Origin of the sequence: Bacillus sp. MM2020_4 (assembly GCF_011250555.1) — a bacterium.
Taxonomy (GTDB): Bacteria; Bacillota; Bacilli; order Bacillales; family Cytobacillaceae; genus Neobacillus.
Genome location: NZ_JAANMZ010000011.1, coordinates 45,356 through 67,901 on the forward strand (window position 1 = coordinate 45,356; position 22,546 = coordinate 67,901).

Below are 22,546 nucleotides of genomic sequence, written 5' to 3' on the forward strand. Positions count from 1 at the left end.
TCCAATAGAGCATGATGGAACTAACTTTTTCATATTAATAAAAAAAAACAGCGAAGCCCAAAAAGGCCTCGCTGTCATCGTTTTACATAAATAAGTTTCTCTTTTTTCTCCGTAACTCGACCAATAGCGGCCGCCCACGAGAGCCCAGCTGATTTAAGTTTGTCAACATACTCCCGAGCATCTTCTTCACGAATTGAAACTAGGAGACCTCCTGAAGTAATCGCATCACACAGCAAGAGTTGTTCTTCTGGCAAGATATCTTCATACACCACATCAGCACTTACCCATTTATGATTGGACTTGGATCCACCAGGAACGACACCATCTCGTCCTAATTCAAGTGCCCCCTCAAGTACAGGGACTTGACTCAATGAAATCTCAAAGCTCACATCACTGCCGCGTGCCATTTCGCTGCTATGTCCAAGTAAGCCAAAACCAGTTACATCGGTAACGGAATGTGGTTGATAATTCATCAACACCTCAGCTGCCGTTTTATTGAGCATCGCCATGGTTTCAGTTACGATTTGTTCCTGCTCACTGCTTACCACACTTCTTTTTATCCCAGTGGTTAGGATACCAACACCAATTGGTTTTGTTAACACGAGAACATCTCCCGGTTTCGCCCCGACATTTTTCCATACCTTATCAGGATGAACGATGCCGGTAACTGATAGGCCAAACTTGGGTTCCTGATCATCAATCGAATGACCGCCCACCGTAATTGCACCTGCTTCTTTTACTTTATCTGCTGCACCCCGAAGGATGTCGGAAAGCATTTCAGCACCAAGTTTCTTAATGGGATAGCCAACAATATTCAAGACGGTTTTCGGCTCACCGCCCATTGCATAGACATCACTTAATGCGTTCGCAGCTGTTATTTGCCCGAACATATAGGGATCATCGACAATCGGAGTAAAGTAGTCAACCGTCTGAATTAATGCAATGGAATCGGTTAAGCGATAAACCCCCGCATCATCAGATGTATCAAGTCCCACTAATAATTCGGGAACAGGTTCTTGTTTTGGTAATAGACGCAACACTTGCGCCAGGTCCTCAGGACCAATTTTGCAGCCTCAACCAGCTTTTGTAGATAATGAGGTTAGGCGAATTTTTTCTTGCTCACTCAACATGTCCACCTCCATTTTACTAGTATAACCCTTTCACTTTCATTCCGCACTTCTAGCGCAAACATTTGCGGAACATCTGGGGATGGGGTAAACTATTTTTACAATCTTGAAGTGAGAAAGCAGGGTTTTTGGGGGTGGATTCTTTGAAAAAATACCATATAGTTGTTGAATTCTGCATGCAATGAAACTACGCACCTAAAGCCGCGAGGTTCGCGGAAGAGATGTTTACCCATTTTAATCGAAACATTCAAAAGCTAGAACTAATTCCAAGTTCAGGCGGTGCATTCGAAGTCACAGTCAATGGGGAAAAGGTCTATTCAAAACTTGATACAGGTATTTTCCCAGATACAAAAGAATTGATTAAAATCGTGGAGTCAAAATAGAAAAACCCCTCATACCTTTGGATATGAGGGGTTTTTCTTGTCAGTAATAGTATTATGTCAACTGGGGTAGAAAAATAAATCCCTTATCCTAGTACTTAAGGCAGGGTAATAAATCTGTTTTTACCTGATCCAATTTCTGTTTTTGAAATAAAAATCTCTAAAATACCATTCGAAAAAGCAGCCGATACTTCTTGTGTCGTAACTGAAAAAGGGAAATCTATTATGCGTATCTTTTTTTGATTGTTGGTAGAAGGGGGGTATCTTAAGGCAGATATCATTAATTTTTTTCCTTCTATAAATACCTTTATTTCAGATGCTTCATATTCGCTTAAAATAGCCTCGACAATCCATTCCGTTTCTGTCTCATAAAGATCGATTTGGAATTGAGTCTGATCAAAATACGATGTAAGCGGATCTAAGAAAAAATTCTCGAGCCACTTTTCAACTAAATCAAAGTTTAAGGTCTGATGTTGAGGCTGTCTCTTTTTCTTCATATCTACTCCCCCTTGCTCGTTTCATTTTATTCAGAGTAAGGTAAAACGTGAAATTCATATGATATAATAGGGCAAAAGAACGATGAATGAAGGAGTTTTTTTCGTGAAAGAATGGTTACGATCAATTCCACCAGTATATGAACTTCAAAATCATAGTAAATTTTTAGCGCTCCTTAATGAGTGTCAGCTGGATCACCCCCAGCTTACGATGCAATTAAAGCATACACTTGAGCAAATTAGGGAATCCATCCTTGAGGATAAATGGCAAGGTGCCATACCGGGAACAAATCAATTTATTGATGAATTATTTACCACCATGCAAACAAACATTAACAAACAATTTTCCTTTACGATCGAAAAAGTGATCAATGCAACGGGTACCATTTTACATACCAATCTCGGCAGGGCAAGATTAAGCGAGAACGCCATTCGTCATGTTGTGGATACAGCACGAAACTATTCCAATTTAGAGTATAAACTAAATGAAGGGGAACGCGGCTCACGTCATAGTCATGTGGAATCGCTGCTTAAAGAAATTACTGGTGCCGAAGCAGCCATGGTCGTTAATAATAACGCTTCCGCTGTTTACCTCGTTTTAAGGGCATTGGCAAAAAATAAAGAGGTCATCGTTTCAAGGGGACAGCTTGTCGAAATTGGCGGTTCCTTCCGCATATCTTCTATTATGGAGGAAAGTGGCGCCACCCTAAAAGAAGTGGGAACAACCAATAAAACCCATCTTTACGATTACGAGAATGCGGTTACACCGGAAACCGCTATTGTCATGAAGGTTCATACGAGTAACTTTAAAGTTATAGGTTTTACAAAATCGGTTGAAACGGAAGAGCTCATTGAGTTTACAAACGAGTTAGATGACGTTATTTTTTATGAGGACTTAGGCAGTGGTGCACTTTATGATTTCAGGAAGCATGGAATTGGTGAAGAACCGGTCGTGAAAGAGGTCATCGAGTTAGGGGCAGATGTTGTTACCTTTAGTGGGGATAAGCTACTTGGTGGCCCACAAGCAGGAATTATTGCTGGAAAGAAGAAAATCATTGACCGTTTAAAAAAGCATCAGTTAGCAAGAGTGGTTCGTGTTGATAAAATGACATTAGCTGCACTTGAAGGAACGTTAATCGATTATGCTCGCGGTGAAAAAGCCATGCAAACAATACCGGTCATTCGCGATTTATTAGTGTCTATTCATGAATTAGACGAAAGATCAAATGCTTTTGTTACAAAATTGTTACAAGGGGCAAACGGTTTTCAAGCTAAAATTATTAAAAATGAAAGTCAAGTGGGCGGGGGAACGATGCCTGATGTTGTGCTTCCAACGATGGTCATAGCCTTAAAACACGAGTCACTTTCTGCGGAACAGATAGGAAGAAAACTTCGAACAGAATCGAAGCCGGCCATTATTGCGCGTATTCAAAAAGAGGAGGTACTTATTGACCTAAGAACAGTTACTCCTGAAGAGGAGTGCACCATAATCGACGCACTATTGAATGTGAACCCCTCTTAATCCTGGAGGGGTTCTCGATTGCCTTAAGCGCTTACGCTTTTTTACATATCATGACTTGAGTTATGTTTTTGATGGGTATGGTTGCGATTCTTTACTTTGTGCGAACCGCTTAATGGTTCTGGCTGCCCTGATTGCTTTGGTGCATTTTTACGCATATCTTTTCCATCATTTTTGTTCATTTTTTATCCCTCCTCACCCTAATAGGATGCAATCATAAAAACATTTTATCCCGAATATTTTTTTCTGATCTGCGCAATTTAATGGGTAAACAAAATGAAGGAGTGAGATAAATTATGCAGAAATATCCTTACAACAAGGACAAGCAAGAGGCTTTTCAAGCGGCACAACAAGGATACGAGGAAGCCCAAGGTCTTTTTGAGACAATTGTCAGTGATAGTGCCAGTTATGGGCATCAACTCAAGCATTTAAAGAATGAAGTCAATGAAGCGTATCAACAAATAGAAAGCGCATTAGAAGTCGCTTCTGAACACCAAAAAGCCCAACTGGAACAATTCCAGCTGGATCTGCAAAATATGGTCTATGAAGTAAATCAGACAGAATAAAAATAAGCAGGGGGCCCCGCCAATAGGGGATCCCTGCTTATTTTTATTTTTATTGATTTTTCTTTCGTTTTTTATTGTTCAGTCTTTCCATTGCCGTTTTTTCTGGCTCGCTTGCAAATTCCTCGTTGAAACCAGCCCCTTTTCCTTGACCCTTAGCGGCATTCATTCCTGGAATGACATGATTAGACTTTCGTTTTACCATTTCCTTCACCTCCTGTATATTGTTACTATTTCCTTTCTGTCTTTAATAATGACAAGAAAATAGTTTTTTGAGATAATAATAAAGAAAATGAGAATTCACACTGATCCCAAATCATGCTATTATTAATGCGATTTTCAAAATACTCCGAACAAATTACATAAAAAGCATAAGAAAAACTTATCAAGCACAATAACTTTCTTGTTATTTACTTATGTAGAAGGTTGTATTAAGATTAGAATTGTGAGAAAAGTGAAGTGGGATGGGAAAATTCAAACTTTTCGACTTTTCGTTAATTTTGTTCTATTATGACGAATGAGGGGGTTTTTACACATGGGTAAAAACGATGTATTTAACGCACGCGCTTCTTTTGAAGCCAACGGTAAACGCTACCACTATTACCGTTTAAATGCACTTGAAGAGGCAGGGATTGGTAAGGTATCAAAATTGCCATATTCCGTGAAAGTCTTACTTGAATCTGTACTTCGCCAATATGATGGCCGTGTAATCACAAAAGAGCATGTTGAAAACTTAGCAAAATGGGGAACTGACGAGTTAAAAGAAGTAGATGTTCCATTCAAACCAGCTCGTGTAATCTTACAAGATTTTACTGGTGTTCCAGCAGTGGTTGACCTTGCTTCTTTACGAAAAGCAATGGCTGATCTCGGCGGTGACGCAGACAAAATCAATCCAGAGAAAACAGTTGATTTAGTTATCGACCACTCCGTACAAGTTGATGCGTATGGATCTGCAGATGCTTTAAGAATTAATATGGATTATGAATTTGAACGAAATGCAGAACGCTACCAATTCTTAAGCTGGGCACAAAAATCATTCAACAACTATCGTGCTGTTCCACCGGCAACAGGTATCGTTCACCAAGTAAACCTTGAGTATTTGGCAGATGTTGTCCATGTTGCTGAAACAAACGGGGAACTAGAAACATATCCAGATACATTAGTGGGTACTGATTCGCACACTACCATGATCAATGGTCTTGGTGTTCTCGGCTGGGGTGTAGGCGGTATTGAAGCAGAAGCAGGTATGCTTGGTCAGCCTTCTTATTTCCCAGTTCCAGAAGTAGTTGGGGTTAAATTAAATGGTGTGCTTCCAAACGGCGCTACAGCAACTGACCTTGCCCTTAAAGTAACACAAGTTCTTCGTAAACATGGTGTGGTTGGTAAATTTGTTGAATATTTCGGACCTGGGGTATCATCATTACCACTTGCAGACCGTGCAACGATTGCCAACATGGCTCCTGAATATGGTGCAACATGTGGATTCTTCCCCATTGATGATGAATCACTTGCCTATATGCGCTTAACTGGCCGTGAAGAAGAGCAAGTAAAGGTTGTTGAAGAATATTGCAAAGCAAACGGACTATTCTTTGATCCATCATTTGAACCAGTATATACAGATGTAATCGAAATTGACCTTTCTGAAATTGAAGCAAATCTTTCCGGTCCTAAGCGTCCGCAAGATTTAATTCCACTTTCAAAAATGAAACAAGAATTCGTTAAAGCTGTTTCTGCACCACAAGGAAACCAAGGCTTCGGTTTCCAAACTGCTGAGCTTGATAAATCAGCAACGGTTACATTTAGCAATGGTGACGAAGCGGAAATTAAAACAGGTGCGGTTGCGATTGCTTCCATCACTAGCTGTACAAACACTTCTAACCCATATGTTCTAGTGGGTGCAGGCCTCGTTGCGAAAAGAGCTGTTGAATTAGGAATGGAAGTTCCTAAGTTCGTAAAAACTTCTTTAGCACCAGGTTCAAAAGTGGTAACAGGATACCTTCGTGATTCCGGCTTACTTCCATACCTTGAGCAAATCGGTTTCAACCTTGTTGGTTACGGCTGTACAACATGTATCGGTAACTCCGGTCCATTAAAGGAAGAAATTGAAAAAACCATTGCGGAAAACGATCTATTAGTGACATCTGTTCTTTCAGGTAACCGTAACTTTGAAGGACGTATTCACCCGCTTGTAAAAGCTAACTATCTTGCTTCACCACCGCTTGTTGTAGCTTATGCTCTTGCTGGGACAGTGAACATCGACTTTGCTACGGAAGCAATCGGTAAAGATAAAGACGGCAACGATGTTTTCTTCCATGATATCTGGCCATCTACTGCTGAAATAAATGATGTCGTGAAACGCACCGTTACTCCTGAATTATTCCGCAATGAATATGCGAACGTGTTCGGTGACAATGAGCGTTGGAACGAAATCAAAACAAGCAATGAACCATTATACACTTGGGATGAAGATTCAACTTATATTGCAAACCCGCCTTTCTTTGAAGGTCTATCACCAGAACCAGGAACTGTTGAACCTTTAACAGGACTTCGTGTAGTTGGTAAATTCGGTGACTCTGTTACAACCGACCATATTTCACCTGCAGGAGCCATTGGTAAAAACACTCCAGCCGGAAAATATTTGCTTGAAAAAGGCGTTCAACCACGTGACTTCAACTCTTACGGTTCACGCCGTGGTAACCACGAAGTCATGATGCGCGGAACATTTGCGAACATCCGAATTCGTAACCAAATTGCACCAGGAACAGAAGGCGGAGTAACAACTTACTGGCCAACTGGTGAAGTTACTTCTATCTATGATGCATGCATGAAGTACAAAGAAAACGGCACTGGTCTAATGGTAATTGCCGGTAAGGATTACGGAATGGGCTCATCCCGTGACTGGGCAGCAAAAGGTACTAACCTTCTTGGGATTAAAACGGTTATTGCCGAAAGCTATGAGCGTATCCACCGTTCTAACCTTGTTATGATGGGTGTTCTACCTCTTCAATTCAAAGAGGGCGAAAACGCTGAAACACTAGGTTTATCTGGTAATGAAACATTTAATGTACAAGTGGATGAAAAAGTAAGACCACACGATTTATTAAAAGTAACTGCTACTGATGAAGCAGGCAGCGAGAAAGAATTTGAAGTAATCGTTCGCTTTGATTCTGAAGTTGAAATTGACTACTACCGTCACGGTGGAATTTTACAAATGGTTCTACGTGAAAAGTTACAAGCATAATTAGATGGAGGCACCATGCTAGGGCATGGTGCTTTTTTTATGCAATGATTGACAATAGTAAAGAATATTTACTATAATAAAATTATCAAACGAAAAGGAATGGTAAAGAGGCATGAAGTTTTAATCTTATTTTTCAATTCATTATTCGAATAAACGAAAATGAAGACCTGAAGAATTGGATTAGACTGTCCTTTTTATGTCCTGATCGTATCATACCAAACCTTTTTAGGTTTATTTGTTGTCATTCTTTTATGACGGCAACGATACTGTTTATGACATAAACTTTCTTCAGGTTCGCATGAAGGAGGTTTTTTTATGTTTAAAAATCAAAATTCAGTTATGATAAATGTTAAAGGTTTAGAAAAAAGCTTTCATTTGCAAAAAATCTTCGACAATATTCAATTTGAAATTAAAAATGGCGAAAAGATTGGCCTCGTGGGGCTAAACGGCACGGGAAAAACTACATTAGCCAATCTTATTTTGGGCAAAATTTTACCAGACAAAGGTGTAATCGAAAAACCAAATGATGTAAAAATAGGGTACCTTACACAGTCGATTGACTACGAGGGAAATGATTTTTATCAATTTCTTTCAAATGAAGCTGAATATGATCTATTCCATCGTACAAGTGAACTAGGACTTCGAAAGGTGTCAAATTGGGAAGAGAGCAGACTATCCCATTTAAGTGGCGGGGAAAAGCTAAAGCTTGCTTTATCCATGGTCTGGGCCTCGAAACCAGATGTATTAATCTTGGATGAACCAACCAACCATTTGGATTTTACAGGAATTAAGTGGCTTGTTTCGGAATTAGAAAAGTTCCATGGTCCAGTTTTACTTATTTCTCATGACCGTCATTTTTTAGATCAAACAGTCAATCGAATATTTGAATTAGAAAATGGCAAGATTGGTTTTTACAATGGAAATTACAGTGATTATCGGAAGGAAAAACAGCAACGATTAGAAACACAGAGACACCAATATAATGTCCAGCAGCGCCAAACAGAATTAGTTGAGACACAAATGGTGCAATTAAAATCTTGGTCAGAAAAAGCTCACCGAAATTCAAGAAAAGAAGAGGGCACAAAAGAATATCATCGAGTAAAAGCCAAAAAGCGAGACAATCAAGTGAAATCGAAAATGAAGCGCCTGCAAAATGAGCTAAATAAAAATAAGGTAGAGAAACCCATTGATGAGGCAAAAGTTCGGTTCGAGTTTGATCAGCATGGAAAAAGAGGCAAACGGATACTAGAGGCAAAAAGGCTGTCTAAATCCTTTGATGACAGAACCCTCTTTCAAGATTCCCAATTCTATATTAATCAAGGTGAGCGGATAGGATTGTTAGGGGAAAATGGCTGCGGGAAAACCACATTAATTAAGATGATCAATGGTATGATGCAGCCTTCAGAAGGTGAGCTTTGGAAAAGTGACACCATTAACATTGCCTATTTAAGCCAAGACGTTGCTGATTTACCAGCTGATCTATCGGCAATGGAAGCATTAGGCTATTCCGACCGCGAATCCATTTTGAAGGCAAGAACGTTACTTGCTAATTTGGGTTTAAAAGAGGGTCATATAACAAAACCAATTGGAACGTTAAGCCTTGGGCAAAGGACACGGGTGAAGCTTGTCGACATACTTATGAAGGAATATGATGTTCTCATTTTAGATGAACCGACGAACCATCTCGATTTACCAAGCAGGGAGCAGCTCGAAAAAACGCTAAAAGAGTATACCGGCACGATTTTGACTGTTTCCCATGATTTCTATTTTTTAAATAACCTTTGTGATCGGCTGCTGGTGTTTGACAATCAACAAATTAAACGAGTTGAAATGAAGCCGGAGGAATATTTTAAAACAAAGACCATCGATAACAGGAATGAAAAACTATTAGTTATTGAAAATAAGATCGCTGCTATTCTAGGTGAATTGTCGCTTATTAATCAAAAGGATCCAAAATATCACGAATTAGACAAAGAATTTAATGATCTCGTTAAGCAAAAACGAGCATTAATGGGGTAAATTGATAGAGGGCAGGAATTTCCTGCTCTTTTTCCCATATGTATTGCATCCTTTACGAATATTGTTAAAATAACAATGGAAGAAATATACGCTTTTGTAAGCGGCTTATACATATAAGAGAGGAGATGATTTTAGTGACAGAAGCCTTTTTACAATCTGTTTACTATGATAATGGTGTATTAAAAATACTCGATCAAACGAAAATTCCAAATGTGACGGAATTTCTTGAAATCTCCCAAATTGAAGATGCCTGGGATGCCATTAAGCAATTAAAAGTCCGTGGTGCGCCAGCAATTGGCATTGCTGCAGCCTATGGATTATTATTAGGTGTCAAAGATGCTCCCGAAAGTTCATTTGAGGATTTTTATCAAGAATTTAAAAAACAATCAGACTATCTGGCAACCTCTCGGCCCACTGCCGTTAACTTATTTTGGGCCTTGAAACGGATGGATGAGCGGGCACAAAAAGAAAAAGACCGTACAGTTGCAAAAATTAAAGAAGCACTAGTAGACGAAGCACATTCCATTCGTAATGAAGATGAAGAAGTGTGCCGAACCATCGGCGAACACGCCTTAACGCTTTTGCAAGACGGAATAGGCATTCTTACCCATTGTAATGCAGGTGGTATCGCTACGGCAAGATATGGGACAGCGCTTGCACCGCTCTACTTAGCCAAGGAAAAAGGCTGGGACATTAAGGTGTTTGCTGATGAAACAAGACCGCTCTTGCAAGGAGCCCGCTTGACTGCCTGGGAGCTTATGCAGGCAGGGATTGATGTAACCCTTATTACTGACAACATGGCGGCAATGGTGATGCAAAAAGGCTGGGTTCAAGCCGTTATAGTCGGTTGTGACAGAGTCGCGGCCAACGGGGACGTAGCAAATAAAATTGGCACCTACGGAGTGGCTATACTGGCAAAGGCCCATAAAATTCCCTTCTATGTGGCCGCACCGATCTCTACCATTGACCTAGAAACCAAAACCGGTGCAGATATTCCTATAGAGGAAAGAGAGGCATCGGAGATCACTGAAGGATTTGGAAAAAGGACGGCTCCTGAAGGTGTAAAGGTGTTTAATCCCGCGTTTGATGTTACCCCACATGAACTGGTTACGGCTATTATTACCGAAAAGGGAATACTAACAGGAAATTATCAAGGAGAGCTGCCAAAATTATTTCAATGACTATATCAAAGGCGGGTAACGTATGATTACGGAAATTAAATTTAAGAAACAAATTTGTGATATTGGAAAGAGGATCTACGAAAAAGGTTTTGTGGCAGCCAATGATGGGAATATTTCCATACGAATCAGTGACGATCAATTTCTAATTACGCCAACAGGTGTCAGTAAGGGCTCTTTGACACCAGAAATGATTATCAAGGTTGATATGCACGGCAATGTTCTCGATGGGGATTACCGTCCAACCTCTGAAATGAAAATGCATCTGCTGGTCTATAAAGAACGGCCGGACATCCAAGCTGTCGTTCATGTTCATCCGCCATATGCAACAGCCTTTGCTATAGCAGGCATCCCGTTGGACCAGGCGCTCATGCCAGAGTCGGTTGTCTATCTCGGAACGATACCTATTGCCGAATATGGCACCCCCTCTACAGAAGAAGTGCCCAATGCCGTAAAAAAGCATGTTCGTGAGCACCAAGGGGTGTTATTAGAAAACCACGGGGCATTAACTTGGGGCAAGGATTTGGACCATGCCTATTATTTAATGGAATCCTTAGAGTTTACGGCAAAAATTAATTGGATAGCTAAGCAGCTTAATGGGGATAGGGAGCTTTCAAAAACGCATGTTCACACACTGGTGGAAATGAAAACCAAAATGGGGATAGCAGGGAAGACCCCGCAAGGTGTGGAAACTTTGGAAGGCATCCATGCGAAAAAAGTAACCACAACAGCTGGTCCAGCACTGTCTGAACAAGATCTAAACTATATCATCGAAGGAGTTTCCCGAAAAGTAGTAAACGAATTGAAAAAACATCTTTAGAAAGCAAGCGGATATGGCTTGCTTTTTCCGTTTATTGTTTTTCAATATAAAAATTCCCCAAATTGTCACAGTTTCGGCATATACACATTTTGTTTCACCTAGGTTTATAGTGTAAAATCAATGTAGCAGATACGAAGTAAAGGAGGATTTTCGGGGATGATGAAAAAAGTAATTGCTGCTGTTGTTTTAGTTACCTTACTCAGTGTAGCGATTGTTCAAGCTATGGATAAAAAGACAGATACACCCGAAACGACAAGTCAGGGAACAGCCAATAAAGAAGGACTTTCTATCGGAGCGAAGGCACCTGATTTTGAACTAAAAACATTGACAGGCGAGACAGCCAAGCTTTCTGATTATAAAGGGAAAAAAGTGATGTTAAACTTTTGGGCAACTTGGTGCGGACCATGTAAAGCAGAAATGCCGGAAATGGAGCAATTCTCCAAAGAAATCGGTGATGATACCGTCATTTTGGCCGTAAATATTGACCCACAATTAGATGTCCAAGGATTCGTTGATGAATATAAAATTACCTTTCCGATCCTTCTTGACGCAGAAGACAAGGTAAATGATACCTATCAAATCATCTCAATCCCAACCACCTATTTTATTGATAGCAAAGGGATCATAAAAAATAGATTTATCGGCACCATGAAGCTCGATAACATGAAAGACTTTACCAATAAATTGCACTAAACATGAGACATTGGTTCAAGCCAATGCCTCTTTTTTTTACAAAAAATATAAACAATCAAATTTTCAAAAAGTTGTAATAATTGCAACCGTTTCCGGGCATAATAACTGTTACAATAGTTGATAAGGAAGGTGATACCAATGAGAAAACCTAGAAAACGTTCTTTTGCAGAACTAGTTTCTGAAAATAAATCACAACTTTTAAAAGATCGTGCAGCGATGGAAAAGATTGAACAACGTTTAGAAGAAAAACGCCTCGGCAAAGCCGAGTAATCTAAAAAAGATTTCCAATCATCGTTTCCTTTCCTTTGGGCAAACTGTACATAAGGAGGGATAATGACATGAGTAATGAATCAGGTTATAAAACAAAACAATTTAGACCCGCACATGTGGGGACGCAGCCAAGAAAATCGGATGCGAATAAAGGAAAACAAATGCAGGATACATCTGGGGAACATGCCCAGGTAATGCAGACTAAAGGTGAATAATTTTGGATATAAGACCCATTGGCATTGCCTGCGGGTCTTTTTTGTTTTTTTACAGAATTTTTTGTGATATTTTTTCGTCCATGTTACAAACTATATTTGTACCGAATACAACCTGAGGAGGACTTTTACCATGGCCTATAACAACCAACCGAAACCGGATGATCGCAGCGATAATGCAGAAAAAATTCAATCCATGATCAAGGATACAACCGAAAATATTCAAAAAGCAGAAGAATCGATGCAATTTACCGATAGTGAACAGCAACGTCAGCAAATTGAAGCAAAGAATCAGCGAAGAAGAGAAAGTATTGAATCCTTCCAAGCAGAACTTCAAGATGAAACCTGATCCGCTCAACAAAAAGGCCCATAGGGTCTTTTTTATTTTCAAAGTAATTAGTTCGTTTAAAGACAGCCGTTGTGGTAATATAAAAAGGAATTTTCGAAAAAGAAGTGATGACATTGATTCAACAAGGGAACCAGCGTCCAAAAAACGCTGAGCAAATAAAACAGTGGGAAAAGGAACTAAACGAAACCGGCATTATCCTAAATGAAAGTCAATTAATAGCAGAGATCAGCCAGGAGTCAAATCCCATTATATTATCTAAGCTGTTAACACTAGCCGCATTTTCGCGGCTTGGAAGGAACCAAGAGGATTCATTAGCAGCAGTTTGGCTTGAAAAGGCATTAAAGCTTTATCCCGAAAACCAAAAAGCCAAGGAATATCGGATTCTAGCCGAATGGAGTAAAATGGAGAATCTGCTTTCTCTGCTTACTTTTCCACCCATTCGAGAAACAGACAATCGGACTGCGAAAAAGAAAACAGCGGAGCAATTCATCGAGGTTTGCCAAACATTCTTGGTCGATGCAGAATTCCAGTTAAGCCATTTACAGTCCTCTATAGAATTGACTTCATCAATGGTAAATAATGATCTTTTCAAAAAATATCAAAAGCTGTCAGATTTACTTTTTTCAGCCATAGAGGAAACAAGGAGCCTGTTAAAGGCAGCGGAAGAATATGATCAATCGATTACTGGTGTTTTTCATACCTCTACCTATTATGACGACTTGAAATTACATATGGCGAACGTAGAAGAAATCAAACAAACCTGGCAGCAGCAATTCAATGATGTGGAAAAGGTAACCCATACTGCCGAAAATGCGTTGGATCAATTAAATACTATGATTGGCATGGATGTAGTAAAAAAACGGGTCAATGATTTTTACCGGTTTTTAAAATATCAAAAGCATCGCAAGGAACTTGGTTTTCAAATTAAAGATGAATTAAGTCTTAATATGATCTTAACCGGAAATCCTGGCACAGGAAAAACGACACTCGCTAGGTTGTTAGCAAAGATTTATCATGAACTGGGCGTCTTGCCGCGTGAGGAAGTCATTGAAACAGATCGATCTCAATTAGTTGGGGCCTTTGTCGGGCAAACAGAGGAAAACGTCCGAAGGATTGTGGAACGCTCCATTGGCGGTGTGTTGTTTATTGATGAAGCCTATAGTTTAAAACGTGAGGGCCAAACAGGAAATGATTATGGCCAGACAGCGATCGATACACTTGTTTCATTAATGACTGGGAATGAATTTGGCGGGAAATTCGCCGTTTTTTTAGCAGGCTATCCGGAAGAAATGCGTACCTTCTTGGATGCTAATCCAGGTTTAAGAAGTCGTTTTCCTCAATCGAATTTGATTCATTTGCCAAATTATTCGAATGAGGAGTTAATCCAGATTGCTGAACTGGTGGCAGCAGAGAATGATTATTTCCTCACAGAAGAAGCCAAAATCGAAATTAACCATCGACTGGATCAGGAACGAGTCGATGACACCTTTGGAAATGCAAGGACTGTCCGCAATATCGTGTTGGATGCCATATTTAAAAAAGGGGCAGACACCCTAGCATCAAACGATGACATTTTAGATTATATGCTCTTGAATAAAGAGGATTTTCAAGTAGAGACGGAGAATAGTGCAGAGTCTCCACAAGAGAAACTCAACCGTCTAATTGGTCTAGATTCGTTAAAAGAGGAAATGAAAACCCTCATTTCATTTGTGAAAATACAGCAGTTTAGGAGAAAAAAAGGACTTCCAACAGTACCTATTCAGCTTCATTCGGTGTTTACCGGTAATCCGGGGACGGGAAAAACAACTGTCGCAAAAATCTACGCGGAATTTTTAAAAGAATGCGGAATGTTAAAAAGGGGTCACCTCATTGTGGCGAGCAGGGCTGATTTTGTAGCGGGATATGTTGGACAAACAGCCGGAAAAACAAAGAAAAAAATTAAGGAAGCACTTGGCGGGGTTTTGTTTATTGATGAGGCTTATTCATTGCTCAGCCAAACAGCCGGGGATTTTGGCAAAGAGGTCATTGATACGCTTGTTGATGAAATGACCAAACAAAATGAAAATCTGGTGGTCGTGCTTGCCGGTTATCCAAATGAAATGGATCAATTGCTGGAAAGCAATCCTGGGCTTCGCTCTCGGTTTAAAAAGTTCTTTCTCTTCCCGGATTACTCAACAGCAGAATTGCTCGAAATTATGTTAACCTACGCGGAAAGCTTCCAATACCAATTAACGGAAGAGGCGAAGAATCTATTACTCCTATCCATGGGAGCAGATGTGTTCAAGGGAAACGGCCGCTTTGCTACGAACATGGTAGATGAGATGATTCAAGCGCAAGCCTTACGTTTAATGGAATGGGAAGAGGACGAAAGCCTTTTTGAAAAATCTATGTTCCTTGAGGTAGACGATGTGAAAAAAGCCTTAACTAAACTGTAATCAAAAAGGGATGGAAAGGAACGTGGATATGGAACCATATTTTGTTTCAACAAGAGAAATTCAGCTTTATTATGCAGATACCGATATGATGGGTGTCATTTATCATGCCAATTATTTAAAGTTTTTCGAGCTTGGTAGAACCGGGTTTATTGAGGACCTCGGCTACAGTTATCTCTCCATGGAAGAATCCGGATACTATGCGCCAGTCTATGATATTCAGATTACATACAAAAAACCATTACGATATGGCGATCAAGCATTTGTAAAGACTTGGGTCGAATTAAATGACGGAATAAAAACCATTTATGGCTACACCATTGTAAACGGTGAGGATGACGTGTGTGCCGTAGGGACATCCACTCACATTATTGTAAAAAAAGATAATTTCAGACCGACATCATTTAAAAAGGCTTTTCCAGAATGGTACGTAAAATACGAAGAAATCAAGAAAAAATGAACACTCGGAATGCCTCCATATAAACAATGGTGAGGTGAATAGAATGGCCTTTGGCATAAAACGAGATGAAATTAGGGAATGGAAAGGAAAAATTGATCACGGTGAGATCGCCTTTTTAACCCATTATTGGCTTGATGACCGCTTTCCAGGCAGTAAGACAGTAACCAAGGTGGGTTGTGGTGACCTTGAAAAATTAGCCGCTTGGGGCAAAAAACATGGTTTAAAAAAGGAATGGATTCATCATCGAATCGATGGCTATTCCCATTTTGACTTAATCGGTGATAGACAAAAAGAAATTTTGATAAAAGAAGGTCTGCAAGAACATATTTGGAAAAACAAAACAGGCTCACTTGAGAAGTAATTTTATCAAGTGAGCCAGTTTCTTCGGTTGTATGAACAACCCTTTAATGGAGCCATTGGCTCATATGTTCTTGAATTTCTTTATATGTTGCGTCGGCATTAGAAAGTCCGTATGCTCCGGCATTTTCTAAAGGTACGATACGAAATTGATGATATTTTTGACTTGTCACGAATGTTGGAGAAAACACAGGGTTTGAGAGCTCAATCGTGTTGCCTTTTTCTGAAACATGTTTGGTAATATCTATTGTGGCTAACCCACCAATATCCTTATAATCCCCATATTGTGCAGATAGAAAATTCCCTAATGAATAAACCACAAATGATTTGCGGCCATCCGTCGTCGGAATCCATTTCATTGGCTGCAATACATGCGGATGGGAGCCAAAGATAATATCTACACCCTCATTAGCCAAGAAATTCGCCAAATCCTTTTGTTCATCAGTCGGGATTCGCTGATACTCCATCCCCCAATGAATACTCATCACCACAACATCTGCTGCCTTTTTAGCACGATGAATTTCATTCTTCATGATTTCTCGATCGATCAGGTTGACAAGATAGTCTTTTCCAGTCGGAACAGAAATTCCATTTGTGCCATATGTGTATGAAAGAAAGGCAATTTTAATGCCATTCTTCGTAATGACACGCAAATCCTCTCGATCCTTCTCATCAATGAAACTCCCGACATGTGGTAAACCAATACTATCTAAATAGGCGGACTCTGACTGAATTCCTTTTTCCCCTTTATCCAATGAATGGTTATTGGCTGTTGAAACGATATCGACTCCGGAATGGACGAGCGCACTGGCAACCTCGTGCGGACTATTGAACATGGGATACCCGGATAAACCCAATTCTAGACCACCTAACATACTTTCTTGATTTGCCGTCAGTACATCTGGCTTCTCCAATAATGGTTTCACAGGCTCGAACATGGGATCAAAACTATATTCTGCACCATTAAAAGCGTCTACATAGACAGGACTATGGATAAGAATATCGCCAATCGCACCGAGCGTAACCTTTTCAGTCAACTCATGATTGATATTGATGGATGGGCGTGTTTTATGGTCTTTCGTTACGTATACCATGTCATCCTGTTTAGACACTTGATTTTGCTGAATAATCCAGACAGACGCCGCAGCAACAATACAAACCAAAATAATGAATGTGGAGGAAATAATAGCTTTTTTCTTCATTTAATCACCTTTACCCATCACGTTATCATGCAAATTATTTCTATGCTCATTGTTTATACTATATTATATTTAAGAATAACATTAAATCTATTCTTGGTGGACTAATTAAAAATGATTGGATTGTGAAAAAAATGTTTCGGATTACCCCGAGTGCATACGAAAAATTACTATACACCGTAAATAACGAGAAACAAACACCAGATGAAACACTGTTCTTACGTTTAAGTATGGGGATCGGTTGAGGTGGTCCAAAATTAAATCTGTCTCTGGAAGAGCGGAAAATACAAGGGGATACTACGTTTGAGTTTGGTGAGCTCATTATCCTTATCCATGAAAAGGATTTTGTTTATTTTGACCAAACTAAGCTCGATTATATTCAGGATGTAATGGGAAATAAAACATTTAAATTGTTAAAAATGTAGATCAAAGGAGCCTCCACAGTGGACGCTCCTTTTTGCTGTCAACAAAGAAAATTTTATTCTTCCATTTCGAAAAAAAATTCAATTAATTCATCAAAATTATTCGTTGTTTTTATCGGAAAGCTGTCAGTCATTTCTCCGTTCCTGGTAAACTCAACAATAAATTCATTTACATCTGGGTTATTCGAAACAACGGTTGAAAAAATAAGATCCTGTTCCACCTCTTGCATCAAAATCCCTCCACTCTTGTAGTTTCCATCCATACTTATATACTACAGAAGATATAGATGAATGACCGGAGTGATTCTGAATTTTTTATGAAAAATAAAAAAGAACCGTTTAAGGTCCATTAATAAAATAATAAAAAGTAATTAAACTTTGAGAAATGTCTAGCTCCAGCTCCCTAGCGGCTAGTGTCCTTCACTCTCCGCCCTACGATAAGTCAACATCGAATCGCCTTCCGGCTCTTCGTGTTTCCTTTATCTCAGTTGGATCGCTCCAGGCCATACGCCGCTGACCAGGGCGCTTGCGCTTTTCTTACAGCCATTTGATTTTGGGCTCTGTTTTGTCAATGATTCTTTTTATATTTGCCCGATGTCTGTAAATGACAAAGGATGCCAGTAAAAACACGACGATCAACAAGGGGATGTCCCATTTTTGCACAAATCCTTCCATGACTGCAAATAATATAGCGATAATTCCGGCAATCATCGATGACAAGGAAACATATTTTGTTATGTACAAACTAATAAAGAATGCGACTAATACGGTTAAGAACAAATAGGGTGCTGCAAACAATAGAACTCCACCAGAAGTAGCGACGGCTTTCCCGCCACGAAATCCAGCGAATAGAGGGTAAGTATGTCCCAAAACAGCAAACACACCAGCCAATAATGGGTTCATATCAATCGATAAGAGAACAGGTAACGATGCCGCTAACGTTCCTTTTAGAATATCAGCAATCGTAACGACTAAACCAGCTTTCACACCAAGTGTTCGAAAGGTATTGGTTCCCCCTAAATTTCCGCTCCCATGCTCACGAATATCTGTTTTGTAAAAAACCTTACCGATAATCAAACCGGATGGAATCGAACCAAGCAAATAAGCCAGGATCAAAACTAAAATAATTTGAACCATTCATACTATCTCCTTCAATAAAAGTTCGAGTCCTTCTATTTTACCATGGAATTTCGAAAAAACACTATTGCTTTCTTGAATAACTAAAAGAATTAGCATTTTAGCCTGGAAAAAACCTTCTCATTTCTAAAAAGATATCTTAGGATAGAGGTAAGGAGGATTTTGAAACATGGCGCGTATTGAATATCATTACACAAATAAACTATCTATGAAATGGATCTTTGGAGGGTTAATTTGCGCATTCCTACTCATTTTTTCTTCCATTTTCCTATTCTTCTATCCTTTTGCCTCAACGGATAAAAAAACGTATTTCCGTGGTGAACATCCTATAGTATTCCACAGGGAGCAGCTGGGAAATGCCTTACTCGAAGGAAATACCTGGTTTGTTCCCCTTTCATTTTTGAAGGAAAACATCGACAACACCATAATGTATGATGAAAAATCAAATTCAGTCATCCTAACAACAAGTGATAAAGTGGTTCAAATGCCGACCAATTCTCTCACCTATTTTGTCAATCAAAAGGAAGTTAACTTACAACTTTCACCCATTATTACCAAGGAGGGAAAAACATACGTTGCCCTTGAACCGATCCTGTCTTTTTACCCGATCCAATATAAAAAAATGCCTGAAACCGGGGCTATTTGGATTCAACAGGATGGCGAGAAATTTATGAAGGGTATATTGACAGAAAAAGATATGAATCAAGAGAAACTTAGGCTCCGAACAGAACCTTCGTTCCGGTCCCCCTATGTAGCCGAAATGGCTAACAACGAAGCCGTTACCATTGAGGGCGAAAAGGACGATTTTTATCTTGTCAGAAAAGCGAATGGGATCAGCGGTTATGTAAAAAAGGAGTATGTTCAAACGAAAGAGACTGTAACGATCGAGATTATACGGCAGAACCAGACGTTTTCAATGCCAGAGATTAATGGCCCTGTAAAATTAACCTGGGAGGCTGTTTATTCCAAAAATCCTGATGCTTCTAAAATCCCAGACATGGCTGGTGTAAATGTCGTTTCGCCTACATGGTTCTCCCTTGCTGCTGGTGACGGATCAGTCAAAAACCTTGCTTCGCTTGACTACAGCAACTGGGCACACGGAAAGGGATATCAAGTATGGGGGGTGTTTTCAAATTCATTTGACCCTGTGCTAACACACGAGGCCATGAAAGATTTTGAAACACGGCAAGCGATCATCCGGCAATTGCTTCATTTCAGTCAGATGTACCAGTTGCAAGGAATTAATTTTGATATCGAAAATGTGAATCAAGAAGATGGGCCGCTTGTGACTCAATTCATGAGGGAGGCAGCACCATACCTGCATGAAGCCGGATTAATTGTATCAATGGATATTACGTTTGCAGCGGGCAGTAACAACAACTGGTCTTCATTTTACGAACGTGAAAAGCTGGCTAAAATCGCCGATTTCCTTGTCGTCATGGCGTATGATGAACATACGGGTGCCGCGTCGGGTGCAGGAAGTGTGGCTAGTTTACCATGGGTGGAAAGAAACCTTGATACCTTGCTAAAAGAGGTACCCAATGAGAAATTAATCCTTGGGGTCCCGTTGTATGCAAGACTATGGAAGGAACAAACAAATACAGATGGCACTACTGAAGTAACTGCACAGGCACTATCAATGGATAAGGTGAAAGCATGGATTGCTGAGAAAGGAATACAGCCAACGTATGATGAGGAAAGTGGTCAAAACTACGCAGAATATGCTTCTGCAGAAGAAAATGCCCTCTATAAAATTTGGATAGAAGATGAATTATCTTTGAAGAAACGAGCTGATTTAGCGAGTAACTATCAGTTGGCCGGAGTTGGGACATGGTCTAGGGTTTTCGGCGACATCACCGCATGGACGGCCTTAAATCTACATGCTGACAATGCCGTAACACAAAAATAAAGGAAATAATAAAGGATTCTTACACAGATCCTTTATTATTTCCTTTTTACATTTATTAAATCGTCAAAAGTAAGGACAATTAAAGTCGATTTTATTACAAAAGTATGGAGAATTTTCAAACCATTTGTTAATTCGTTGAAAGCTGTGTATGGAGCCCCTATAATTTAGATAAAATCAAATAAACAAGCAAAAAACCGGCCGAATCGACACGACTATTGGTCGGTTTGTCTTATAATTTTCCGAATCTGTATGAAGGAGTTGAGCTATATGATCGAGAAATCGGAAAGTGAAAGAAACTATCAAGAATTAGTAAAAAAGTATGAGTTAGTGGTACAACAAAATCAATATTTAGAAAAGTTAATTCAGGAAGAGGTGGTAAAGAACAAACAGAAAGATACGATTTTAATTGAGCAATCCAGACTTGCTGCAATGGGTGGTATGGTTGCTAGTATTGGGCACCAATGGCGACAGCCGTTAAATCACTTATCGCTATTAATGCATGATGTTAGAGAAGCATTGGAGTTTGGCGAAATTGACGATCAATACATTGACCGGTTCACTAGGGAGAGTATGGTCCAAATTAATCATATGTCCAGGACGATAAATGATTTTCGGAAATTCTATAAACCGAATAAAGAAAGAATACCTTTTTCCGTTGGCGATTCAATCGAAGAGGCATTAACCATATTTTCGCTAAGTCTGAAAAAACATGGGATTCAGGTAGAATTTGAATATAGAGGCCAACAGATGGCATATGGATATCCGAATGAATATAGCCAGGTTGTGCTAAATATTTTAACAAATGCACGTGACGCCTTTGTTCAAAAAGACAGCAGACATCGAAAACTATCGATAAAAATCGGTGAGACAACAGATAATGTGACAGCAGAGTTCATTGATAATGCAGGCGGTATCGAACCTGTATTACTAAAGAAAGTATTTGACCCCTACTTTACCACAAGGCAAAATGGGACTGGTCTCGGCCTTTATTTAACCAAGATGATAGTCGAAAAGATGAATGGCACTGTAACAGTTGAAAATACGAGTGATGGAGCCAAATTCTGTTTGTCAATTCCTAAGGCAACGGCAGCTGTTAAACAGGAACTCGTATCAATTTGATTCATCGGTACAAATACTCCCACAAACAGGGAGTTTTTTATTTTGTAATTTTACTGGAAAGAGGTAAAATATAGAAAACAATATACAGGAGTGGTACTGAATGGAGAATCCTAGTCGCGAGGAAATTGGGACAATATTAAAAAAAGCAAAAAGAATTGCCGTAGTTGGTTTAAGTAATAAACCTGATCGCACTTCTTATCAAGTATCTGAGGTCATGCAAAAAGCGGGATATGACATTATTCCAGTCAATCCAACCTTTGATGGCGAGATTCTGGGTGTAAAGGCAGTGGCATCCTTAAAAGATATTAACGGGCATATTGACATCGTGAACGTATTCCGTCGCTCAGAGCAATTGTTTGATGTGGCAAAGGAATTTGACGAAATTGATGCGGATGTTTTTTGGGCACAGCTGGGCCTTGCAAATGAAGAAGCATATGAGTTTTTAAAAGAAAAAGGCTATACAGTTGTCATGGATCGTTGTATAAAAGTGGAGCATGCTTTAACCAGGAACATGCCATAACAAATAGACCTCATTTCTTTTTAAATGACTGCTAATAATTAGCAGTTTTTTTCTTTTTTTCTCCCTAAATTCTGCAAAAATCATATAGCAAAATGAGTTAATTTAAAAATACTTATTTGCCAAATC

Annotated in this window: 24 protein-coding genes; 17 read left to right on the forward strand and 7 right to left on the reverse strand. The window is 39.5% G+C overall.

From position 1 onward, the window contains the following. Nucleotides 1-74: 74 nt before the first annotated feature. A complete protein-coding gene (selD, locus tag G6554_RS09890; RefSeq protein ID WP_481747917.1) occupies nucleotides 75-1,130 on the reverse strand; it encodes a selenide, water dikinase SelD in 1,056 nt (351 codons plus the stop codon). 173 nt (nucleotides 1,131-1,303) lie between these two features. Between selD and G6554_RS09895 the strand changes: the two genes are divergently transcribed. Then, nucleotides 1,304-1,510, forward strand: coding sequence for an Rdx family protein (locus G6554_RS09895; protein WP_347564292.1), 207 nt, complete (start codon nucleotides 1,304-1,306; stop codon nucleotides 1,508-1,510). A 95-nt stretch (nucleotides 1,511-1,605) separates the two neighbouring features. Here the strand turns inward: G6554_RS09895 and G6554_RS09900 are convergent, their stop codons facing one another. After that, nucleotides 1,606-2,004 (reverse strand): Hsp20/alpha crystallin family protein, encoded by a 399-nt coding sequence (locus G6554_RS09900; RefSeq protein WP_166241281.1) that lies wholly within the window; start codon nucleotides 2,002-2,004, stop codon nucleotides 1,606-1,608. A 103-nt stretch (nucleotides 2,005-2,107) separates the two neighbouring features. Here G6554_RS09900 and selA point away from each other — a divergent pair, with 103 nt between their 5' ends. Then, entirely contained in the window at nucleotides 2,108-3,523 is a 1,416-nt protein-coding gene (gene selA / locus G6554_RS09905) for an L-seryl-tRNA(Sec) selenium transferase (protein ID WP_166241283.1), read from the forward strand. 41 nt (nucleotides 3,524-3,564) lie between these two features. Here selA and G6554_RS09910 read toward each other — a convergent pair whose 3' ends face one another. Next, nucleotides 3,565-3,702, reverse strand: coding sequence for a small acid-soluble spore protein P (locus G6554_RS09910; RefSeq protein WP_166241285.1), 138 nt, complete (start codon nucleotides 3,700-3,702; stop codon nucleotides 3,565-3,567). A 114-nt stretch (nucleotides 3,703-3,816) separates the two neighbouring features. On the opposite strand from G6554_RS09910, the gene G6554_RS09915 reads away from it, so the two are divergent. Then, nucleotides 3,817-4,086 carry a hypothetical protein gene (locus tag G6554_RS09915; RefSeq protein WP_166241287.1) on the forward strand — a complete coding sequence of 90 codons (270 nt, stop codon included), beginning with the start codon at nucleotides 3,817-3,819 and terminating at the stop codon, nucleotides 4,084-4,086. A 49-nt stretch (nucleotides 4,087-4,135) separates the two neighbouring features. Here the strand turns inward: G6554_RS09915 and sspO are convergent, their stop codons facing one another. Then, entirely contained in the window at nucleotides 4,136-4,288 is a 153-nt protein-coding gene (gene sspO, locus G6554_RS09920) for a small acid-soluble spore protein O (RefSeq protein ID WP_166241289.1), read from the reverse strand. A 312-nt stretch (nucleotides 4,289-4,600) separates the two neighbouring features. On the opposite strand from sspO, the gene acnA reads away from it, so the two are divergent. The 11 genes from acnA (at nucleotide 4,601) to G6554_RS09975 (ending at nucleotide 16,118) form a co-directional block, all read left to right on the forward strand. Beyond that, a complete protein-coding gene (gene acnA, locus G6554_RS09925) occupies nucleotides 4,601-7,324 on the forward strand; it encodes an aconitate hydratase AcnA (RefSeq protein WP_207627576.1) in 2,724 nt (907 codons plus the stop codon). A gap of 315 nt (nucleotides 7,325-7,639) precedes the next feature. Beyond that, a complete protein-coding gene (gene abc-f, locus G6554_RS09930) occupies nucleotides 7,640-9,343 on the forward strand; it encodes a ribosomal protection-like ABC-F family protein (protein WP_166241293.1) in 1,704 nt (567 codons plus the stop codon). Nucleotides 9,344-9,468: 125 nt separating this feature from the next. Then, nucleotides 9,469-10,524: an S-methyl-5-thioribose-1-phosphate isomerase gene (mtnA, locus tag G6554_RS09935; protein WP_166241295.1), complete on the forward strand. Its 1,056-nt coding sequence runs from the start codon at nucleotides 9,469-9,471 to the stop codon at nucleotides 10,522-10,524. Nucleotides 10,525-10,546: 22 nt separating this feature from the next. Next, the gene (locus tag G6554_RS09940; RefSeq protein WP_166241297.1) at nucleotides 10,547-11,341 is read left to right on the forward strand and encodes a class II aldolase/adducin family protein; all 795 of its coding nucleotides are present in this window, start codon (nucleotides 10,547-10,549) and stop codon (nucleotides 11,339-11,341) included. A 156-nt stretch (nucleotides 11,342-11,497) separates the two neighbouring features. Next, nucleotides 11,498-12,034, forward strand: coding sequence for a redoxin domain-containing protein (locus tag G6554_RS09945; RefSeq protein WP_166241299.1), 537 nt, complete (start codon nucleotides 11,498-11,500; stop codon nucleotides 12,032-12,034). 138 nt (nucleotides 12,035-12,172) lie between these two features. Next, nucleotides 12,173-12,304, forward strand: coding sequence for an FbpB family small basic protein (locus G6554_RS09950; protein WP_007087036.1), 132 nt, complete (start codon nucleotides 12,173-12,175; stop codon nucleotides 12,302-12,304). A 68-nt stretch (nucleotides 12,305-12,372) separates the two neighbouring features. Beyond that, entirely contained in the window at nucleotides 12,373-12,519 is a 147-nt protein-coding gene (locus tag G6554_RS09955; protein ID WP_166241301.1) for an acid-soluble spore protein N, read from the forward strand. Between the two features lie 130 nt (nucleotides 12,520-12,649). Next, nucleotides 12,650-12,865, forward strand: coding sequence for a small acid-soluble spore protein Tlp (tlp, locus tag G6554_RS09960; protein ID WP_166241303.1), 216 nt, complete (start codon nucleotides 12,650-12,652; stop codon nucleotides 12,863-12,865). A 107-nt stretch (nucleotides 12,866-12,972) separates the two neighbouring features. Then, nucleotides 12,973-15,300, forward strand: a complete 2,328-nt coding sequence (locus tag G6554_RS09965; RefSeq protein WP_166241305.1) for an AAA family ATPase — start codon at nucleotides 12,973-12,975, stop codon at nucleotides 15,298-15,300. 28 nt (nucleotides 15,301-15,328) lie between these two features. Then, nucleotides 15,329-15,757 carry an acyl-CoA thioesterase gene (locus G6554_RS09970; protein ID WP_166241372.1) on the forward strand — a complete coding sequence of 143 codons (429 nt, stop codon included), beginning with the start codon at nucleotides 15,329-15,331 and terminating at the stop codon, nucleotides 15,755-15,757. 43 nt (nucleotides 15,758-15,800) lie between these two features. Continuing rightward, complete coding sequence (locus G6554_RS09975) at nucleotides 15,801-16,118, forward strand: hypothetical protein (RefSeq protein ID WP_166241307.1); 318 nt, start codon at nucleotides 15,801-15,803, stop codon at nucleotides 16,116-16,118. A 43-nt stretch (nucleotides 16,119-16,161) separates the two neighbouring features. Here the strand turns inward: G6554_RS09975 and G6554_RS09980 are convergent, their stop codons facing one another. From G6554_RS09980 to plsY, 3 genes are all read right to left on the reverse strand, one after another. Continuing rightward, nucleotides 16,162-17,316 carry a CapA family protein gene (locus G6554_RS09980; protein WP_166241309.1) on the reverse strand — a complete coding sequence of 385 codons (1,155 nt, stop codon included), beginning with the start codon at nucleotides 17,314-17,316 and terminating at the stop codon, nucleotides 16,162-16,164. A gap of 475 nt (nucleotides 17,317-17,791) precedes the next feature. Beyond that, nucleotides 17,792-17,965 (reverse strand): hypothetical protein, encoded by a 174-nt coding sequence (locus G6554_RS09985; protein ID WP_166241311.1) that lies wholly within the window; start codon nucleotides 17,963-17,965, stop codon nucleotides 17,792-17,794. A 307-nt stretch (nucleotides 17,966-18,272) separates the two neighbouring features. Further along, on the reverse strand, nucleotides 18,273-18,872 hold the full coding sequence (gene plsY, locus G6554_RS09990; RefSeq protein WP_166241313.1) for a glycerol-3-phosphate 1-O-acyltransferase PlsY: 600 nt from the start codon (nucleotides 18,870-18,872) through the stop codon (nucleotides 18,273-18,275). Nucleotides 18,873-19,041: 169 nt separating this feature from the next. On the opposite strand from plsY, the gene G6554_RS09995 reads away from it, so the two are divergent. From G6554_RS09995 to G6554_RS10005, 3 genes are all read left to right on the forward strand, one after another. Further along, entirely contained in the window at nucleotides 19,042-20,781 is a 1,740-nt protein-coding gene (locus G6554_RS09995; RefSeq protein WP_166241315.1) for a glycosyl hydrolase family 18 protein, read from the forward strand. A 267-nt stretch (nucleotides 20,782-21,048) separates the two neighbouring features. Beyond that, nucleotides 21,049-21,900 (forward strand): sensor histidine kinase, encoded by an 852-nt coding sequence (locus G6554_RS10000; protein ID WP_166241317.1) that lies wholly within the window; start codon nucleotides 21,049-21,051, stop codon nucleotides 21,898-21,900. Between the two features lie 100 nt (nucleotides 21,901-22,000). Beyond that, nucleotides 22,001-22,420, forward strand: coding sequence for a CoA-binding protein (locus G6554_RS10005; RefSeq protein WP_166241319.1), 420 nt, complete (start codon nucleotides 22,001-22,003; stop codon nucleotides 22,418-22,420). Nucleotides 22,421-22,546 lie beyond the last annotated feature (126 nt).

Bases quoted from the DNA above. Each gene is read 5' to 3' on its own strand.
- G6554_RS09900 (WP_166241281.1), bottom strand. From the start codon at position 2,004: ATGAAGAAAAAGAGACAGCCTCAACATCAGACCTTAAACTTTGATTTA.
- G6554_RS09910 (WP_166241285.1), bottom strand. From the start codon at position 3,702: ATGAACAAAAATGATGGAAAAGATATGCGTAAAAATGCACCAAAGCAA.
- G6554_RS09915 (WP_166241287.1), top strand. From the start codon at position 3,817: ATGCAGAAATATCCTTACAACAAGGACAAGCAAGAGGCTTTTCAAGCG.
- sspO (WP_166241289.1), bottom strand. From the start codon at position 4,288: ATGGTAAAACGAAAGTCTAATCATGTCATTCCAGGAATGAATGCCGCT.
- acnA (WP_207627576.1), top strand. From the start codon at position 4,601: ATGAGGGGGTTTTTACACATGGGTAAAAACGATGTATTTAACGCACGC.
- abc-f (WP_166241293.1), top strand. From the start codon at position 7,640: ATGTTTAAAAATCAAAATTCAGTTATGATAAATGTTAAAGGTTTAGAA.
- mtnA (WP_166241295.1), top strand. From the start codon at position 9,469: ATGATTTTAGTGACAGAAGCCTTTTTACAATCTGTTTACTATGATAAT.
- G6554_RS09940 (WP_166241297.1), top strand. From the start codon at position 10,547: ATGATTACGGAAATTAAATTTAAGAAACAAATTTGTGATATTGGAAAG.
- G6554_RS09945 (WP_166241299.1), top strand. From the start codon at position 11,498: ATGATGAAAAAAGTAATTGCTGCTGTTGTTTTAGTTACCTTACTCAGT.
- G6554_RS09950 (WP_007087036.1), top strand. From the start codon at position 12,173: ATGAGAAAACCTAGAAAACGTTCTTTTGCAGAACTAGTTTCTGAAAAT.
- G6554_RS09955 (WP_166241301.1), top strand. From the start codon at position 12,373: ATGAGTAATGAATCAGGTTATAAAACAAAACAATTTAGACCCGCACAT.
- tlp (WP_166241303.1), top strand. From the start codon at position 12,650: ATGGCCTATAACAACCAACCGAAACCGGATGATCGCAGCGATAATGCA.
- G6554_RS09965 (WP_166241305.1), top strand. From the start codon at position 12,973: ATGACATTGATTCAACAAGGGAACCAGCGTCCAAAAAACGCTGAGCAA.
- G6554_RS09970 (WP_166241372.1), top strand. From the start codon at position 15,329: ATGGAACCATATTTTGTTTCAACAAGAGAAATTCAGCTTTATTATGCA.
- G6554_RS09975 (WP_166241307.1), top strand. From the start codon at position 15,801: ATGGCCTTTGGCATAAAACGAGATGAAATTAGGGAATGGAAAGGAAAA.
- G6554_RS09980 (WP_166241309.1), bottom strand. From the start codon at position 17,316: ATGAAGAAAAAAGCTATTATTTCCTCCACATTCATTATTTTGGTTTGT.
- G6554_RS09985 (WP_166241311.1), bottom strand. From the start codon at position 17,965: ATGCAAGAGGTGGAACAGGATCTTATTTTTTCAACCGTTGTTTCGAAT.
- plsY (WP_166241313.1), bottom strand. From the start codon at position 18,872: ATGGTTCAAATTATTTTAGTTTTGATCCTGGCTTATTTGCTTGGTTCG.
- G6554_RS09995 (WP_166241315.1), top strand. From the start codon at position 19,042: ATGGCGCGTATTGAATATCATTACACAAATAAACTATCTATGAAATGG.
- G6554_RS10000 (WP_166241317.1), top strand. From the start codon at position 21,049: ATGATCGAGAAATCGGAAAGTGAAAGAAACTATCAAGAATTAGTAAAA.
- G6554_RS10005 (WP_166241319.1), top strand. From the start codon at position 22,001: ATGGAGAATCCTAGTCGCGAGGAAATTGGGACAATATTAAAAAAAGCA.